The organism is Micromonospora sp. NPDC051543 (assembly GCF_044454415.1).
Taxonomy (GTDB): domain Bacteria; phylum Actinomycetota; class Actinomycetes; order Mycobacteriales; family Micromonosporaceae; genus Micromonospora.
On the sequence record NZ_JBITDT010000006.1, the window covers coordinates 351,406 to 368,094 of the forward strand.

Genomic DNA, 16,689 nt, shown 5'->3' on the forward strand with positions numbered 1-16,689 from the left:
GCTCAGCGCGCCGCGAAGCGCTTGTCGAGGGCGAGGTTGAGTTCCAACACGTTGACGCCGGGCTCACCCATGAACCCGAGCCCCCGCCCGTCGGTGTGCTCCTTGATGAGCTCGCGGACCGCCGCCGGGTCCGCGCCGCGCTCCCGCGCGACCCGGTTGACCTGCAACTCGGCGTACGCCGGGCTGATCTGCGGGTCGAGACCGCTGGCGCTGGCGGTGACCGCGTCGGCGGGCACCGCCGGCTTGGCGGGCGCGTCGCCCCGGATCGGGGTGACCACCCCGCCGGCCGCCACGTAGTCCTCACCCGGCTTGGCCAGCTCCACGGTGACCCCCTGGTACGAGGAGACGAACGGCGTCGCCGGAGCGACCTGGTTGACACTGACCACCCGGGTGACCGGGCCGGTCAGGCCGTCGGCACGGAAGACGGCGAGCACGGCGCCCACCCCGTCGTCGGTGCAGAACGGGCGTCGCCCGTCGACGCCGTCCAGCTCCCCGACCGCCTTGCTGCGTGCGCAGACCTGGGTGAGCAGGCTCTCGCTGGAGTCCTCCGGGTCGGTGGCGATGGTGTCGACGACGCTCTCCGGGCCGAGGTTGCTGGCCGAGGTCGACGTCGGGTCGTACCCGTCGCCGGCGGCCGACGGGCGGGACTGGAAGTAGCGGGCGACGGGGTTGCCGTCCGCGTCGGTGAAGGACTGGCCGATCAGCGAGCTGCCGACGGTGCTGCCGCCCACGGTGACCAGCGAGCCGTCGGCCTTGTGGTGGAGGCCGGGTAGCTGACCGAGCGCGACCAGGGCCAGCGGGTAGACCAGGCCGAGCAGCACCGTGAAGACGAGCAGGGCGCGCAGGGCGGCGAGGTGTTGGGCGATCCAGGTGGGTAGACGCATCACGAAATCCCCGGGACGAACTGGATGAGCAGGTCGATGAGCTTGATCCCGATGAACGGCACGATGATGCCGCCCAGGCCGTACACCAGCAGGTTGCGGCTGAGCAGCTTCGACGCGGCGGCCGGCCGGTACCGCACGCCGCGCAGGGCGAGCGGGATCAGCGCGATGATCACCAGGGCGTTGAAGATGACGGCGGACAGGATCGCCGACTCCGGGCTGGCCAGCCGCATGATGTTCAGGGCGTCCAGGCTCGGGTAGAGGCCGGCGAACATGGCCGGGATGATCGCGAAGTACTTCGCGATGTCGTTCGAGATGCTGAACGTGGTCAGCGCACCGCGGGTGATCAGCAACTGCTTGCCGATCTCCACGATCTCGATCAACTTGGTCGGGTCGGAGTCGAGGTCGACCATGTTGCCGGCCTCCTTGGCGGCCGACGTGCCGGTGTTCATCGCCACCCCGACGTCGGCCTGGGCGAGCGCCGGCGCGTCGTTGGTGCCGTCACCGGTCATCGCGACCAGCCGGCCGCCCTCCTGCTCCCGCTTGATCAGCGCGAGCTTGTCCTCCGGCGTCGCCTCGGCCAGGAAGTCGTCCACCCCGGCCTCCTCGGCGATGGCCTTCGCGGTACGCGGGTTGTCGCCGGTGATCATCACGGTCCGGATGCCCATCCGACGCATCTCGTCGAACCGCTCGCGCATGCCGGACTTGACCACGTCCTTGAGGTGGATGACACCGAGCGCGCGGGCGGGTTGACCGTCGACGTGCTCGGCGACGACGAGCGGGGTGCCGCCGGTGCCGCTGATCGCGTCCACGATCTCACCGACCTGCTCGGTCGGATGACCGCCGTTCTCGCGTACCCACTTCATGACGGCTGCGGCGGCGCCCTTGCGGACCCGGCGGGCGGTGCCCGACGCGCCGCCGTCCACGCTGGCGTCCGGGGTGAGGTCGACGCCGCTCATCCGGGTCTGCGCGGTGAACGGTACGAAGGTGGCGTGTGGCATGACGCCGGGTTCGCGTTCGCGGAGCCCGAACTCGTTCTTCGCCAACACGACCACCGAGCGCCCCTCCGGGGTCTCGTCGGCCAGGCTGGAGAGCTGGGCGGCGTCGGCCACGGTCGCGGCGTCGACCCCCTCGACCGGGACGAACTCGGCGGCCTGCCGGTTGCCCAGGGTGATGGTGCCGGTCTTGTCCAGCAGCAGGGTGTTGACGTCGCCGGCCGCCTCGACGGCCCGGCCGCTCATGGCCAGCACGTTGCGCTGGACGAGGCGGTCCATGCCGGCGATGCCGATGGCCGACAACAGCGCGCCGATGGTGGTGGGGATCAGGCAGACCAGCAGCGAGACCAGCACGACCCCGGTCACACCGGACCCGGTGATCGCCCCGCTGTCCGGCGCGGCGGCCTGGTACGCCTTGGAGAAGATCGCCAGCGGTTGGAGGGTGACCACGGCCAGCAGGAAGATGACCGTGAGCGCGGCGAGCAGGATGTTCAGCGCGATCTCGTTCGGCGTCTTCTGCCGGTTGGCACCCTCGACCAGGGCGATCATCCGGTCGATGAAGCTCTCCCCCGGCTTCTGGGTGATCTTCACGATGATCCGGTCGGAGAGCACCTTGGTGCCGCCGGTGACCGCGCTACGGTCGCCGCCGGACTCGCGGATGACCGGGGCCGACTCACCGGTGATGGCCGACTCGTCGACGCTGGCGATGCCCTCGACGATGTCGCCGTCGCCCGGGATGATCCCGCCGGCCTCGACCAGGACGACGTCGCCCTGGCGCAGCTCCGGCGCGGGCACCGCCTCGTCGCGGTAGGTGTTGGCCCGAGCGCCGGGCTTCCAGTCGACCAGCCGGGTGGCGATGGTGTCCTTCTTCGCCTGCCGCAGGGTCGCGGCCTGGGCCTTGCCCCGGCCCTCGGCGACCGCCTCGGCCAGGTTGGCGAAGACCACGGTCAGCCACAGCCAGGCGGTGATCGCCCAGGCGAACACCGACGGGTCGGTCACCGCCAGGACGGTGGTGAAGGCCGCGCCGACCTCCACGATCAGCATCACCGGGTTGCGCCACAGGGTGGCCGGGTTGAGCTTGCGTACGGCGTCCGGCAGGGACCGGACGAGCTGCTTGGGGTCGAGCAGGCCCCCGCCGATCCGGTTGCCCTGTGTCGCCGGGCTGCCGGGAAGCTGCTCTGTCGGGGCGGACGTGACGGACATGTCCTCGTTCCTCATGATGGTCAGAGCCCTTCTGCCAGCGGGCCGAGCGCGAGCGCGGGCAGGAAGGTCAGCGCGACGAGGACCACCGTGACGCCGACGACCATCCCGATGAACAGCGGTTTGTGGGTCGGCAGGGTGCCCTCGGACGCGGGGGTGGGTGCCTGGCGGGCCAACGAGCCGGCCAGCGCGAGCACGAAGATCAGCGGCAGGAAGCGGCCCAGCAGCATGCACAACGCGAGCGCGGTGTCCCACCAGGTGGTGTTGACCGTGATGCCGCCGAAGGCGGAGCCGTTGTTGTTGCTGGCCGAAGTGAAGGCGTACAGCACCTCGGAGAGGCCGTGCGGCCCGACGTTGAGCGCCGTGGAGTTGTTTCCGGTCGCGAACGCCGCAGCCGTGCCGACAAGCACCAGGATCGGCGTGATCAGGAAGTAGAGCGAGGCGAACTTGATCTCCCGCGACCCGATCTTCTTGCCCAGGTACTCGGGGGTGCGACCGACCATCAGACCGGCCACGAAGACGGTGATCACCGCGAGGATCAGCAGGCCGTACAGGCCCGAGCCGGTGCCGCCGGGCGCGACCTCGCCGAGCATCATGTTGACCATCGTCATCATGCCGCCGAGCGAGGTGAACGAGTCGTGGAACGAGTTCACCGCGCCGGTCGAGGTGAGCGTGGTGGCGGCGGCGAAGGTGGCCGAGTTGGAGACGTCGAACCGCACCTCCTTGCCCTCCAGGGCCGCGCCGACCGCCTGCGGGACCGTGCCGTGGCCGGCCAGCTCGAAGACGTTGGTGATGGCGATGCTGAGGAACGCGAGGATGCCCATCACCGCGGCGATGGCGTAGCCCTGCCGGTTCTGCCCGACCATCCGGCCGAACACCCGGGGCAGGCTGAACGGGATCAGGAAGATCAGGAAGATCTGGAGCCAGTTCGTCCACGTGGTGGGGTTCTCGAACGGGTGGGCGCTGTTGACGTTGTAGAAGCCGCCACCGTTGGTGCCCAGCTCCTTGATCACTTCCTGGCTGGCGACCGGGCCACCGGTGATCGTCTGGCTCCCGCCGGTCAGCGTGCTCACGTCGGTGCCGGCGGACAGGTTCTGCACCACCCCGCCGATCATCAGCACGACGGCCCCGAGGACCGCGATCGGCACCAGGATCCGCAGCGTGATCCGGGTCAGGTCGACCCAGAAGTTGCCGAGCTGCCCGGTGCGGCTGCGGGCGAAGCCACGGACCAGCGCGACCGCCACCGCGATGCCGACCGCCGCCGAGACGAAGTTCTGCACGGCCAGGCCGGCCATCTGCACGAGGTGGCCCATGGTCGACTCACCCGAGTACGACTGCCAGTTCGTGTTGGTCACGAACGACACCGCCGTGTTCCACGCGCCGTGCGGCGCCACCGGGTCGAAGCCCAGCGACAGCCACAGGTGGTTCTGCACCCGCTGGAACAGGTACAGGAACAGGATCGAGACGGCCGAGAACGCGAGCACGCTGCGGGCGTACACGCCCCAGGTCTGCTCGGCGGCCGGGTTGACCCCGACCAGACGGTAGATCCCCCGCTCGACGCGCGACTGCTTCGTCCCGGAGACGGCCCGGAACATGTAGTCGCCGAACGGCTTGTAGACGGCGACGAGCGCCGCCACCAGCGTCAGCACGAAGATGACGCCCGCTGTTGTCATGGTCATCAGAAGCGCTCCGGGAACAGCAGGGCGAACACCAGGAACGCGCCCAGGACTATCGCGAGCACCAGACCGACCGCGTTTGCCGCGTTCACAGCTTCTCCACCGCCCGGACCACAAGGGCGAGCACTGCGAACAGCGCCACCGTGAGGACCACGAACACCACGTCAGACACGCTGACTCCTCTTACCGGAAAGGTTCGTCACGACCGCCTTCCGGTCGCGCGGGGCAAGCAAAGCCCACGTGCACGTCACACGGCACGGGTCATAACGCGACCATGACGGTGCCGAACCATTTCTTGACGCGGTTTTCACACCGGCACCTGGTCAGGTGAAACACGGCACAGCAGCGCGGGCGCCGGGGAGGCCGGGGGCAGTTGCGCGTCCTTTGCTCTGCTTCACCGGAGGCGACAGCGAGGCACCGACGCTGTTGCGTCGGTTGAAGCAGAGCAAAGGGGCCGAAGGGGTGGTCGGGGGGCGACCCGGGGGGCGGGGGGCGGTCAGGCCGGGCGGCGGGCCACCAGCACGTCGCGCATGATCGACTGGTCCACCCGGTGCCGCAGCGCGCGGTAGGGCTCGTCGTCGACCACGGTCAGGCCGGCGTCGACCAACGCCGCCGCCGCGTCGTCCCGGCTCGCGACGTGGGTGTTCCACGAGATGCCGAGCGCGCCGCCGGGCCGCAGCACCCGCGCCCAGACCGGCGCGGCCTCCGCGAGCAGCGCCAGCGGGTCGCGCGACAAGCCCTGGTCGGCGGTACGACTGCCGTGCTGTACGCCGTACGGGGCGTCCGCGACCACCACGTCGACGGTCTCCGGCCGGAAGAACTCACCCGCGCGGGTGGTGTCGGCGTTGACCACGTCCAGCAACTGCGTGTTGCCTGCCTTGTGGTCCTCGCGGGTCGGGGCCAGTTCGATGCGTACCCGCCGGCCGACCACCTTGCGCTCGCGCCGCACCGGCCCCGACTCCAACACCCGGTGCTTCACGCGCTTCTGCTTGAGCCAGGTGGTGACGAACGCCCGGTACGCCTCGACGTCCTTCTGGTCGCGCTCGATCCCGGCCGCGTCGAAGCCGTACATCAGCGCCTGGTTGAGGGTGGTGCCCCGACCACAGAGCGGGTCGAGCACCCGGAACCGGCGGTCGGTCAGCTCGCCGGCCCAGTCCGACGCGAGCAGGGTGACGTTGAGCAGCAGCTTGGTGAACTGCTCGTTGGTCTTACCCACGTACTTCTGGATGGTGAGCAGGTCGTCGTCGTACCGGTCCAGCCGGCTCCACTCGACCGGGCGCAGCAGGTCACCGACGATCTCGAAAAGGGCGTACCCGGCGGAGAGGTTGCCCAGGACGGCCAGGTCCCGCTCGGTCAGCCCGTCAGCCGCGAACGTGACGTACGTCGCGCCGCCGACCACCTCGGTGTCCAGCTCGCCGATCCGGCCGTCGAGCGCCGACCGGCCGAAGATCTCCAGCTCGGCCCGGGTGAGGTCGATGGCGGATCGGGCGTACACCCGGTTGGTGGCGGGCAGGATCAGCAGGCCGTAGCGCGTCATGATCGGGCGAGTATTTCACAGCGGGTGACGACTGCCGGGAACCGGAGCGGCGCACGGACCGACTACCCACACATGGGGTGTGAGCAGTGGCGGGAGATCCTGTCCGCGCAGCTGGACGGGGAGGAGACCGCCGACGAACGCGCGGCGGCGCAGGGGCACCTGGACGAGTGCGCCAAGTGCCGGGCCTGGTTCGCGACGGCGGTGGCGGTGACGCGCCGCGTTCGTACCCGATTGGTCACCGATGTCCCCGACCGGACCGACGCGATCATGGCCGCCATCGGCGGCGCTGCCACCGCCGGGGCGGGCGCTGCCACCGCCGGGGCGGGCGCTGCTACCGCCGGGGTGGACGACGCGCCGGCGGCCCGCCGGTCGCGGTGGCGGCCCCACCTGCCCGGACACGGCACCCTGGTCGTCGGGCTGCGCGCGGCGCTCGGGCTGCTCGGCGCGGTCCAACTGGTGCTCGGCCTCGCCCAGGTGGGCAAGGGGGCGACCGCGGAGCACCTGCACGCCTCGGGCCAGCACCTGTGGCACGAGTCGGCCGCCTGGAACGTGGCGGTCGGGGCCGGCTTCCTCTTCGTGGCGGTACGCCGCAGCCCACCGGCGGGGCTGCTGCCGATGCTCAGCGCGTTCGTCGGCACCCTGCTGCTGCTCTCGGTCAACGACCTGGCCACCGGCTCGGTGAGCGGGGAGCGGCTGGTCAGCCACGGCTTCCTGGTGGTCGGTTACCTGATCACCGTGCTGCTCTCCCGCCCCGGGCTGCGTCCCGGCGGGCCCGCCCCGCAGCGGCAGCCGACGCCGTCGCGCTGGCGCTTCGGCACCGACGAGGGCGAACGGCCGCTGCGGGTGGTCAACGCGGGGGCGTACCCCGCGCAGGCCGCCGACCGGCACGCCGCCCCGGCGGCGCGGACCGACCGCCGGGCGGCCTGATTCCAGGAGCGGTACGCGCTAGACCTCGCGCATCGGCTGCTCGGCGGCGATGACCTGCGGTATGACCTGTTCGACGATGGCCAGCAGCGTGGTGGTGAGCAGCAGGTGCACCTGGGCGCGGGTGAGCGCGTCACGCTGGAGCCACTCCCGGGCGGTGGACGTCGCCAGCCCGCAGTACGCCCGGACCATCCCCCGCAGTTCCTCGTGGTCCTCGGCCTCGTCGGCCAGCCCGACGGCGACCAGCATCCGGTCCGCGGCGACCTCCTCGGCCTCGGCGAGCACCCGCTCCACGTCGGCGTCGCCGCCCATCCCCCGGGCGGTGACCGCCGCGAGCCACGAGGTGCTGTGCCGGGACACCACGTCGAGGAACCACGAGACGCTGGCGTCGACCCGGGTCCGCAGATCACCCTTGGGCAGTCGTTCGAGGGCGACCTCCGGAATGGTCACCATGACCCGGACGACCTCCAGGTAGAGGTCCTTCTTGGTGCCGAAGTAGTGGTTGACCAGCCCTCGGGCGACGCCCGCCTCCCGGGCCACGTCGGTGGTCGACACGTCGGCGTACGGCTGCTCGCCGAACAGGCGGACCGCGCAGGCCAGGATCTGGCCGCGCCGGGCGTCCGGCTCCAACCGGCGGCGGCGGGGAGCGGTCTCGACACTCATCTGCCCGACCCTAGCGGCAGCGCCCGGCCAGCCATGCCCTCGCCATGATCACGCTAGGTAACGAGTTCGTGCGGCTCTTCAGTGGCAATAAACCAAAAGTCCAGAGTGCCGTTTTAGCCTCTGTAGTGCCCCATCCTGGCGATGTGTCGGCAGGACTCGCCAGGGCACCACGGCCCGGGCCGACGGCTGGCATGCCGGCTGACGCCTGGCGCACCACGCAAGGGAGCACCACTGTGGTTTCTCGACGTCGAGTCCTCACCGGCGCGGCCGGCGCGGCGGTGGGCCTGTCGGCCGCCGGCACGTTCGCCGGCTCCGCGACGGCAGCACCGGCCACCTCCGCCGAAGTGACATCTCCGCTGGCCGCCCGGCGCGGTCGCCTGATGAGCAGGACGGTGGTGACCTCGCCGGCCATCCCGCTGACCCACCTGTCCATCCGGCACGACGGCCCCTCAGCGGCGGTACGCCTGCGCACCGGCAAGGGGTGGAGCGACTGGCAGGAGCTGAACGCGTGCCAGAACGGCCGGGACGGCGGCCGGTCAGCGGTCCGCTCGAACGTCGTCGTCGCCAACGGCGCCACCGCGTACGAGGTGCAGACCGCCGACGGCTCCGACGCCACCGTCGCCGAGCTGAACATGGTCGACGGCCCCCGGAGGACGATCGCCAACCCGCGAACGAACAGCCTTCCGGTTCCGCGAGGTGGCCGGCTGCCGACGTACCTGCCCCGATCCCGGTGGGGCGCGGACGAGTCACTGCGCCTCGCCGACGACGGCAGCGAACTGTGGCCGGCCGAGTTCTTTCCGGTGCAGACGCTGACCGTCCACCACAGCGGCGTGTACGAGCACAACGAGGACCCGGACCCGGACGCGACGGTCCGAGCCATCTACTACGACCAGTGCGTCCTGCAGGAGTTCGGCGACATCGGCTACCACCTGCTGATCGACGAGGCAGGGCGGATCTACGAGGGCCGCTACTCCGACCCGGGACCCCTCCCGGTGTACGGGCCGGGCCTCGGCGGCGACGGCCGGCCGCTCATGGTCAACGCGGCGCACGTCGGCGGCTACAACGCCGGCAACATCGGCATCTGCCTGCTGGGCCGGTTCACGTCCCGCCAACCCAGCGCCGCCGCGCACCGGTCGTTGGTGTTCGTCCTGGCGGGTCTCGCCGCCGCGGGTCGGCTCGCCCCCGCCGGCCGGACCGACTACGTCAACCCGGTCAGCGGAGCGAGTGGCAAGGTCGACGTCATCTCCGGCCACCGCGACTGGGCCACCATCGGGGCCGATCCGACCGAGTGCCCCGGCGACGCCTTCCACCCCTACCTCGGGGCCCTGCGCCAGGAGGTGGCGGTGCTGCTGCGGCAGTTCCCGACGCCGCCGAAGCATCCTCGCTAGGAGACCCGCGCCCCACCGTCTCCGTCTCGACTCCGTCTCCCCCGACGCCCGGCGGAGGCGGTGGGGCGTGCGCACCTTCCGGGCAATGATCACTTGATGCTCACCAGTTCGGCGGGCGTTCCCGGCAGCTGGTGAGCATCAGGTGATCACCAGCTGCCGGCGACGGCGGACCACGTGTCGGCCGAGGTGCCGCAGGTTTGACGTCTCGGAGTAGAGCGCCGCGTTGATCGCACCGACCGCAACTCCCGGCGCGCGCTGCACCCGGTCGACGTCCTGCACCACCCGGCCGATCAACGTCAGCCGACACCGCAGGTCGAACAGCTCCCGCCGGGCGCGGTGCAACGCCGTCTCCAGTCCCCCGACCCGCTCCCGCAACCACGCCAACTCGGTCGCCTGGTCCATCGCGCCCATCTCTCGCCACACCGCGCCACCACCCGATCGCTTCTCGGACCGTCACGTTTACCCTCACCCATCCGGAAGGGCTGCGCAACTAGGTAGACCTGATTTGGCATGCCTGATCGCCCTACCGTCAGGTAATGGGTGAAGTCCCGGGTCCACTGGTCGGTCCGCACGAGGTGCAAGACCTGCTCGGCGTGAGCCGGACCCGCATGCGCCAGCTCATCCGCTACCCAACCTTCCCCGCGCCATTTCAGAGGCTGCACGGCACCACAGTCTGGCTGCGTGCTGACGTGGAGGCGTGGATCGCCGAGCACCGCCCGCCGCGTCCCACCGACGGCGACGAGGCCGAGTAGCACCCATCTGATCGACTCGATTTCCTTGAGGGCGGGGTGTCCGGCCGGGCGGGACGGCCCGACTTCCCGGAACTAATGTCCAGGTGTGGGCGACAAGGGGCCGGGCGAGCTGATGGGGCCGTACGAGATCGGTCAACGGCTGAACGTGTCCCGAAGCCGATTCCAGCAGCTCGCGATGCGGCCGAGCTTTCCGAAGCCCTACCAGGAGCTGCGGGGCATGAAGGTCTGGCTGCGTGCTGACGTGGAGGCGTGGATCGCCGAGCACCGCCCGCCGCGTCCCACCGACGGCGACGAGGCCGAGTAGCACCCATCCGGCGGCTGATCCACACGAGATCGCCGACCTGGGCGTATCCGATCGCCTGAATACCGCCACATCGCCAACCTGGAGTGGATCACCCCGTGCGGTCGCGTGCGGGCTTAGCAGCCCTCCCTCACAGACGCGTGAACGTCACGTCCCCGAACTCGAACTCGGCTTGAGCAACCGCCTTCGCCTCGGTCGGATGCCAGGTGTCCGTCAGGACCTGCCAGTCATGGGTGCAATAGAAGAGGTAGAACTCGTTGTCGGCCTCGTCGTAGCGGGCGATCGCCAGATGGGCGACGACCTCCGCGAAGTTGCTGACGGAGTGCCGTGTCGCCCCGGTTGGCAACTGCCCTGGCGCGAGGCTGGCGACCATCGTGACCCGGGCTCCGTCGAGCCGGGCCGGCGGTGTTGCTCCCATGGCACGATCCTCACCCAGCCTGGTTGCGTGATCGACTCGGTTTCCGGGAGGGCGGGGCGTCCGGCTCGGACGGATGGCCCGACTTCGCGGAACCCGAGTGGATCAAGGCGTTGAAGGCTTATTGACATGCTGCCAACAGGGCGCGAGGGTGGTGCCATGCCCACGCCCGACGGCTCCCCCGCGCCCTGGCGGCGGCCCGAACACGACGATCTCGCCGAGCTGGCCCGTGCCTTCTTCACCAAGGAGGTGCTGCCGCACACCGAACGCCTGCTGGCGCAGGGGCACCCCGACCGCGAGCACTACCGGCGCGCGGGTGAGCTTGGGCTGCTCGGCCCGTCCGTGCCCGAGGAGTACGGCGGCGGGGGCGGCGACTTCACCCACGAGGCCGTGGTGCTGCACGAGCAGGCGTACGCCGGGGAGGGCAGCCTCGGGTTGGCCGTACACAGTGGCATCGTCACCGGCTACCTCGTGGCGTACGGCAGCGAGGAGCAGAAGCGGCGGTGGCTGCCCGGCCTGTGCAGCGGTGAGCTGGTGGGCGCGATCGCGATGACCGAGCCGGACGGCGGCTCGGACCTTCAGGCGATGCGGACGCGGGCGGTCCGCGACGGCGACGACTACCTGGTCAGCGGCGCGAAGACGTTCATCACCAACGGCCGTCTGGCCGACCTGGTCATCGTGGCGGTCAAGACCGACCCCGAGCAGCGGGCGGCCGGCATCTCACTGCTGGTCTGCGAGGTGGGCGGCGAACCGGAGGGGTTCCGTCGCGGTCGGCTGCTGTCCAAGATCGGGCTGCACGCCAACGACACGGCCGAGCTGTTCTTCGACGAGTTCCGGGTGCCGGCGGCCAACCTGCTCGGCGGCGTCGAGGGGGTGGGCTTCGTCCAGATGATGCAGCAGCTCCCGCAGGAGCGCCTGGTCATCGGCGTCGGCGCGGTGGCGGCCATGGAACGGGCGGTGACGCTGACCGTCGCGTACGCCAAGGAGCGCACCGCCTTCGGCAAGCCGCTGATGGGCCACCAGAACACCCGGATGGTGCTCGCGGAGTGCGCGACGCGTACCCGGGTCAGTCGGGTCTTCCTGGACGACTGCGTCGTCCGGCACACGCGTGGCGACCTGGACGTGGCGACGGCCGCGATGGCCAAGTCGTGGCTCACCGACGGGCAGTGCGAGGTCGTCGACCGATGCCTCCAGGTCTTCGGCGGGTACGGCTACACGACGGAGTACCCGATCGCCCGCATGTACGCCGACGCCCGGGTACAGAAGATCTACGGCGGCACCAACGAGATCATGAAGGAGCTGATCGCCCGTGCCCTCTGAGGCGTTCACACGCGGCAGGGGCGGACCCTTGGCCGGCGTACGGGTGGTCGAGCTGGCCAGTCTCGCGCCGGCGCCGTTCGGCTGCATGGTGCTCGCCGACCTCGGGGCGGACGTGGTGCGCGTCGACCGGCCGGGTGGCCCGCGCGCCGGTCGGCTGGCCGCGCCGAGCGGAGGACCGTTGCAGCGCGGCCGGCGGCTGACCGCGCTGGACCTGAAGTCTCCCACCGGTGTGGCGGACCTGCTGCGCCTCGTCGAGCGGGCGGACGTGCTGGTCGAGGCGTACCGGCCGGGGGTCGCCGAACGCCTGGGCTTCGGCCCGGACGTCTGCCGGGACCGCAACCCCCGCCTGGTGTACGCGCGAATGACCGGCTGGGGTCAGGACGGCCCGCTGGCCGCCCGGGCCGGCCACGACATCGACTACATCGCGGTCGCCGGAGCGCTGGAACCGTTGGGCCGGGCCGGTGAACGGCCGCACGCGCCGTTGAACCTGATCGGCGACTTCGCCGGTGGCGGCATGCTGCTGGCCGTGGGGGTGTTGGCCGCGCTGCTCGAACGGGAGCGCTCGGGCCTCGGCCAGGTCGTCGACGCGGCCATGGTCGACGGTTCGGCGCTGCTCACCTCGTTCCTGCACGGGCTGCTCGGCACCGGCCTGTGGACGGCCCCGCGGGGGCGAAACCTGCTCGACGGAGGAGCGCCCTTCTACGACACGTACGCCACGGCCGACGGTGGCTTCATGGCCGTCGGGGCGCTGGAACCGGCCTTCTACGGCGAACTGCTGGCCGGTCTCGGCCTCGCCGACGCGGACCTGCCCCACCAGTACGACCCGAGCGGCTGGGACGAGCTGCGCAGGCGGTTCACCGAGCGGTTCGCCGAGCGGACGCGGGACGAATGGACGGCGATCTTCGCCGAGCGGGATGCCTGCGTCGCCCCGGTGCTCGCCCCCGGCGACGCGCACCGGCACCCGCACAACGCGGCCCGGGGGACGTTCGTCGAGGTGGACGGCGAGGTGCAACCGGCACCGGCGCCGCGCTTCGACCGTACGCCGACGGACCCGCCGATCCCGGCGCCCGATCCGGAGCGGGACGTGTCGCCGGTCGAGGAGATCCTGACCGCCTGGCAGTAAAGTCAGCGCGCGTGGGTACGGACAGTTGGAAGGGCCACGTCAACGGGATCCTGTACGGGGTCCAGTTCGACAGCGCGCTCGATGACGCGGTGGTGACCCGGGTCGCCGACGGGGTGGACGCCGGGCTCTACCCGGGCGACCGGGCCGAGACGCGGGAAGCGATCGATCAGGCGCTGCGCTGGTCGGGCCCGCTCAACGACCAGGCCGAGACGCACCACAGCGAGGACGACATCCGCGCGTTCCTCCGCCGACTGTCCGCCGCGCTGGCCGCCACCCCGCCACAACGTTGATCAAGAGGTTGGCGTCAGTAAACGGCCGCGCCGTGACGCCAACCTCTTGATCACCGCACACGGACGGGGGCCGGACATCCCCGTTCGGGGTGTCTCGGGTGGGGGACGGCATGATCATGGTGGGGGCGGGCCGCTGTGGGCCGCCCGAGCCGAGGAGGTGCCGGTGCCGGACGCGGAGGAACTCGTCGCCGACGCGCTGGCGGCGGTGCGTGGCACCGACGTACGACAGACCGAACGGCAGCTCGACCGGCTGATGGTCGGCACCGGGGCGGCGGACGGCGCGACGGCGGTGGACGCCGCCCTGGCGCGACGGCTGGTTCGCGGCCTCGGACGGCTCTGGCCGCGCGGCTGGCAGCCGGTCGACGTACACCGGATCGTCCGGCGTCGGCTCGACGCCGGCGCGGCCCGGCTGGTCCGCGACGCGCTGGCCGCGCAGCGACGCGAGCAGGCCGAGCCGGTCCCCGCCTGGTGGGACGACCAGCTCCGCGTGCTCGCCGCCGAGGGCCGGGACGCCGCAGGCCAGGGCTCAAGCGCCAGCCAGGGCTCGAAGCCCGCCCGGGGCCGGGACCTCGACGCGGAGGTGTTGGCGGCCTGGACGGCCGCGGAGGGGCTGGACCGGGTCGACGCGCTGCGCGCGGCGGTCGACGTACTCGCGCTGGTGGAGAGCCTGCCGCCGATCGCGGTGCTGCGCCCGCCGCCGGGCTCGACCGGAGCGGCGCTCCCCCGCGCCGCCGGTACGACCCGCAGCGGGTCGCCGATGCTGGACCGGGTACGCGCGCTGCTGGCGAAGGCGGAGTCGACCACCTTCCCGGCCGAGGCGGAGGCGTTGACCGGCAAGGCGCAGGAGCTGATCGCCCGGCACAGCATCGACGAGGCGCTGCTGGCCGCCGGCACCGAGCGGGGCGACGTGCCGAGCGGGGTGCGTCTGGGCGTAGAGACCCCGTACGCCGGGGCGAAGGCGCTGCTCGTGCAGGAGGTGGCGGCGGCGAACCGGTGCGAGGCGATCTGGTCCGACGACCTCGGCTTCACCACCGTGCTGGGGTGGCCGGCGGACCTCGTGGCGGTGGAGCTGCTCTACACGTCGCTGCTGGTGCAGGCGACGGCCGCGATGCTGCGCGGGCGGGCCGAGCGTCGACCGGGGTCGGGCCGCCGGACGAAGGTGTGGGACGAGTCCTTCCTCAACGCCTTCGCGCTGCGGATCGGTGAGCGGCTGCGCACGGCCACGGACGCGGCGACCGAGGCGGCGGGGCAGACCGAGGCCGGGGCGGATCGGCTGTTGCCGGTGCTCGCCGCGCGGGGCGAGGCGGTGCGGGAGCGGCTGGAGACGCTGTTCCCCGGCGTGACCCGGCACCGGCTCAGCGTGCGTGACGCCGAGGGCTGGTCGTCCGGCACGTCGGCCGCCGACCGGGCGTCCCTGGACGTCGGCGGCGGCTCCACGCCTCGGCAGGTGCCGGGCCGACCCTGATCCGCCCGGCGTGGGAACGCCACGGCCGGACGTTTCTGGGATCTTCTTCGGTATGCGGTAGGGAACGGGGTGACGGCTCCGACCCTCCGGTGAGCCGCACCCCGGCCGGGGCGCGACCAGGAACCGAGGAGCATCCCCGTGAAGTACATGTTGCTGATCTGGAACCGGCCCGGCTTCACCGAAAGCCTGACCGAGGAGGACCGCACCGCCCTGTTCGGCGAGGTCGACGAGATCATGAAGGAGCTGACCGAGACCGGTGAGCTGATCGGCGGCCAGGCGCTGGCCGACCCGTCGCAGACGCAGACGGTCCGGCTGGCCGGCGGTCACCCCGAGGTCGTCGACGGGCCGTTCATGGAGAGCAAGGAGCAGTTCGCCGGCTACCTGGCCGTGGACTGCGACAGCCCGCAGCGGGCCGCCGAGATCGCCGCCCGTTGGCCGGACGTGCGTTTCGGCGGCGCGATGGAGGTCCGCCCGATCATGGACGAGGCCGGGACGGAGATGTGACCGACGACCGGACGGTCGAGGACCTGCTGCGCACACTCGCGCCGCAGGTCCTCGGCCTGCTGGTCCGGCGGCACGGCCAGTTCGACAAATGCGAGGACGCGGTCCAGGAGGCGCTGTTGGCCGCCGCGACGCAGTGGCCCGGGCAGGGCGTACCGGACAACCCGCGCGCCTGGCTGCTCACCGTGGCGACCCGCCGGCTCACCGACGAGTGGCGCAGCGAGAGCGCCCGCCGGCAGCGCGAGGTCGCGGTGGCGCTGCGCGAGCCGGCGTACGCCCAGGTGGCGCCCCCGGCGGACGCCCAGCCGGCGGTGCCGGACGCGGACGACACGCTGACCCTGCTGTTCCTCTGCTGTCATCCGGCGCTGGCCGGGTCGGCGCAGGTGGCGCTCACGCTGCGCGCGGTGGGCGGCCTCAGCACGGCCCAGATCGCCCGGGCACATCTGGTGCCGGAGGCGACCATGAGCCAGCGCATCCGGCGGGCCAAGCAGCGGATCGAGGCGGCCGGCGCGCGGTTCGCCATGCCCGGGCCGGCCGAGCGGGAGGAGCGGCTGCGGACGGTGCTGCGAGTGCTCTACCTGATCTTCAACGAGGGGTACACGGCGTCGAGCGGGCCGGACCTGCACCGGGCCGAGCTGACGGCCGAGGCGATCCGGTTGGGCCGCGTCCTGCACAGGCTGCTGCCCGACGACGGCGAGGTCACCGGGCTGCTGGCGCTCATGCTGCTCACCGACGCGCACCGGGCGGCCCGGGTGGGCGCGGACGGGGAGCTGGTCCCGCTGACGGAACAGGACCGTTCCCGCTGGGACGCCGCCGCCATCGCGGAGGGCGTCGCACTGATCACCGAGGCGTTGACCTGGTCGCCGCCCGGCCCGTACCAGCTCCAGGCCGCCATCGCCGCCGTGCACGCCGAGGCGGCGACGGCGGCGGAGACGGACTGGCGGCAGATCGTCGCGCTCTACCGGCTGCTGGGCCGGATCGCCCCGAACCCGCTGGTCACGCTCAACCAGGCGGTCGCGGTGGCCATGGTGGACGGGCCCCGGGCCGGGCTCGCTCTGCTCGGCCCGTTGGACGCCGACGAGCGTACGGCCGGACACCATCGGCTCGCGGCCGTCCGGGCGCACCTGCTGGAGCTGGCCGGCGAGCCGGCGGCGGCGCGGGAGGCGTACCTGGCGGCGGCTCGCGGCACCACGAGCCTGCCCGAGCAGCGGTACCTGGAGCTGCGCGCCGCCCGGGTGGCGACGCGGCGGTGACCGCC

General features: G+C 71.9%; 18 protein-coding genes. 10 read left to right on the forward strand and 8 right to left on the reverse strand.

Annotation, left to right across the window (positions count from 1 at the left end; translation table 11 throughout):
• Positions 1–2: 2 nt before the first annotated feature.
• From ACIA3K_RS13920 to ACIA3K_RS13940, 5 genes are all read right to left on the reverse strand, one after another.
• Positions 3–884 carry a potassium-transporting ATPase subunit C gene (locus ACIA3K_RS13920; RefSeq protein ID WP_396801218.1) on the reverse strand — a complete coding sequence of 294 codons (882 nt, stop codon included), beginning with the start codon at positions 882–884 and terminating at the stop codon, positions 3–5.
• Positions 884–3,079, reverse strand: coding sequence for a potassium-transporting ATPase subunit KdpB (gene kdpB, locus ACIA3K_RS13925; RefSeq protein ID WP_396801219.1), 2,196 nt, complete (start codon positions 3,077–3,079; stop codon positions 884–886). Before kdpB ends, ACIA3K_RS13920 begins: the two co-directional genes overlap by 1 nt.
• Positions 3,080–3,099: 20 nt before the next feature.
• Positions 3,100–4,755, reverse strand: a complete 1,656-nt coding sequence (kdpA, locus tag ACIA3K_RS13930) for a potassium-transporting ATPase subunit KdpA (RefSeq protein ID WP_396801221.1) — start codon at positions 4,753–4,755, stop codon at positions 3,100–3,102.
• Complete coding sequence (kdpF, locus tag ACIA3K_RS13935) at positions 4,755–4,844, reverse strand: K(+)-transporting ATPase subunit F (protein WP_355049123.1); 90 nt, start codon at positions 4,842–4,844, stop codon at positions 4,755–4,757. The genes kdpA and kdpF overlap by 1 nt, the downstream gene beginning before the upstream one ends.
• Before the next feature lie 404 nt (positions 4,845–5,248).
• Entirely contained in the window at positions 5,249–6,289 is a 1,041-nt protein-coding gene (locus ACIA3K_RS13940; RefSeq protein WP_396801222.1) for a TRM11 family SAM-dependent methyltransferase, read from the reverse strand.
• Positions 6,290–6,361: 72 nt separating this feature from the next.
• Here ACIA3K_RS13940 and ACIA3K_RS13945 point away from each other — a divergent pair, with 72 nt between their 5' ends.
• A complete protein-coding gene (locus ACIA3K_RS13945; protein WP_396801223.1) occupies positions 6,362–7,216 on the forward strand; it encodes a zf-HC2 domain-containing protein in 855 nt (284 codons plus the stop codon).
• Positions 7,217–7,234: 18 nt separating this feature from the next.
• Here ACIA3K_RS13945 and ACIA3K_RS13950 read toward each other — a convergent pair whose 3' ends face one another.
• A complete protein-coding gene (locus ACIA3K_RS13950; RefSeq protein WP_396801224.1) occupies positions 7,235–7,876 on the reverse strand; it encodes a TetR/AcrR family transcriptional regulator in 642 nt (213 codons plus the stop codon).
• A 233-nt stretch (positions 7,877–8,109) separates the two neighbouring features.
• Between ACIA3K_RS13950 and ACIA3K_RS13955 the strand changes: the two genes are divergently transcribed.
• Positions 8,110–9,264, forward strand: a complete 1,155-nt coding sequence (locus ACIA3K_RS13955) for a peptidoglycan recognition family protein (RefSeq protein ID WP_396801225.1) — start codon at positions 8,110–8,112, stop codon at positions 9,262–9,264.
• A gap of 138 nt (positions 9,265–9,402) precedes the next feature.
• On the opposite strand, the gene ACIA3K_RS13960 is transcribed toward ACIA3K_RS13955, so the two are convergent.
• The gene (locus tag ACIA3K_RS13960) at positions 9,403–9,666 is read right to left on the reverse strand and encodes a hypothetical protein (RefSeq protein WP_396801227.1); all 264 of its coding nucleotides are present in this window, start codon (positions 9,664–9,666) and stop codon (positions 9,403–9,405) included.
• Between the two features lie 134 nt (positions 9,667–9,800).
• Between ACIA3K_RS13960 and ACIA3K_RS13965 the strand changes: the two genes are divergently transcribed.
• Complete coding sequence (locus ACIA3K_RS13965) at positions 9,801–10,016, forward strand: AlpA family transcriptional regulator (RefSeq protein WP_110564596.1); 216 nt, start codon at positions 9,801–9,803, stop codon at positions 10,014–10,016.
• Between the two features lie 85 nt (positions 10,017–10,101).
• The gene (locus ACIA3K_RS13970) at positions 10,102–10,320 is read left to right on the forward strand and encodes a hypothetical protein (protein ID WP_357124095.1); all 219 of its coding nucleotides are present in this window, start codon (positions 10,102–10,104) and stop codon (positions 10,318–10,320) included.
• A gap of 127 nt (positions 10,321–10,447) precedes the next feature.
• On the opposite strand, the gene ACIA3K_RS13975 is transcribed toward ACIA3K_RS13970, so the two are convergent.
• Positions 10,448–10,735, reverse strand: a complete 288-nt coding sequence (locus ACIA3K_RS13975) for a hypothetical protein (RefSeq protein WP_396801229.1) — start codon at positions 10,733–10,735, stop codon at positions 10,448–10,450.
• 156 nt (positions 10,736–10,891) lie between these two features.
• On the opposite strand from ACIA3K_RS13975, the gene ACIA3K_RS13980 reads away from it, so the two are divergent.
• The 6 genes from ACIA3K_RS13980 (at position 10,892) to ACIA3K_RS14005 (ending at position 16,684) form a co-directional block, all read left to right on the forward strand.
• Entirely contained in the window at positions 10,892–12,052 is a 1,161-nt protein-coding gene (locus tag ACIA3K_RS13980) for an acyl-CoA dehydrogenase family protein (RefSeq protein WP_396801230.1), read from the forward strand.
• 28 nt (positions 12,053–12,080) lie between these two features.
• Entirely contained in the window at positions 12,081–13,175 is a 1,095-nt protein-coding gene (locus ACIA3K_RS13985) for a CaiB/BaiF CoA transferase family protein (RefSeq protein ID WP_396801231.1), read from the forward strand.
• Positions 13,176–13,186: 11 nt separating this feature from the next.
• Positions 13,187–13,465: a hypothetical protein gene (locus ACIA3K_RS13990; protein ID WP_396801232.1), complete on the forward strand. Its 279-nt coding sequence runs from the start codon at positions 13,187–13,189 to the stop codon at positions 13,463–13,465.
• A 163-nt stretch (positions 13,466–13,628) separates the two neighbouring features.
• Entirely contained in the window at positions 13,629–14,930 is a 1,302-nt protein-coding gene (locus ACIA3K_RS13995; protein ID WP_396801233.1) for a DUF2786 domain-containing protein, read from the forward strand.
• Between the two features lie 147 nt (positions 14,931–15,077).
• Complete coding sequence (locus tag ACIA3K_RS14000; RefSeq protein ID WP_355049324.1) at positions 15,078–15,434, forward strand: YciI family protein; 357 nt, start codon at positions 15,078–15,080, stop codon at positions 15,432–15,434.
• Entirely contained in the window at positions 15,431–16,684 is a 1,254-nt protein-coding gene (locus ACIA3K_RS14005) for an RNA polymerase sigma factor (RefSeq protein ID WP_396801234.1), read from the forward strand. The genes ACIA3K_RS14000 and ACIA3K_RS14005 overlap by 4 nt, the downstream gene beginning before the upstream one ends.
• Positions 16,685–16,689 lie beyond the last annotated feature (5 nt).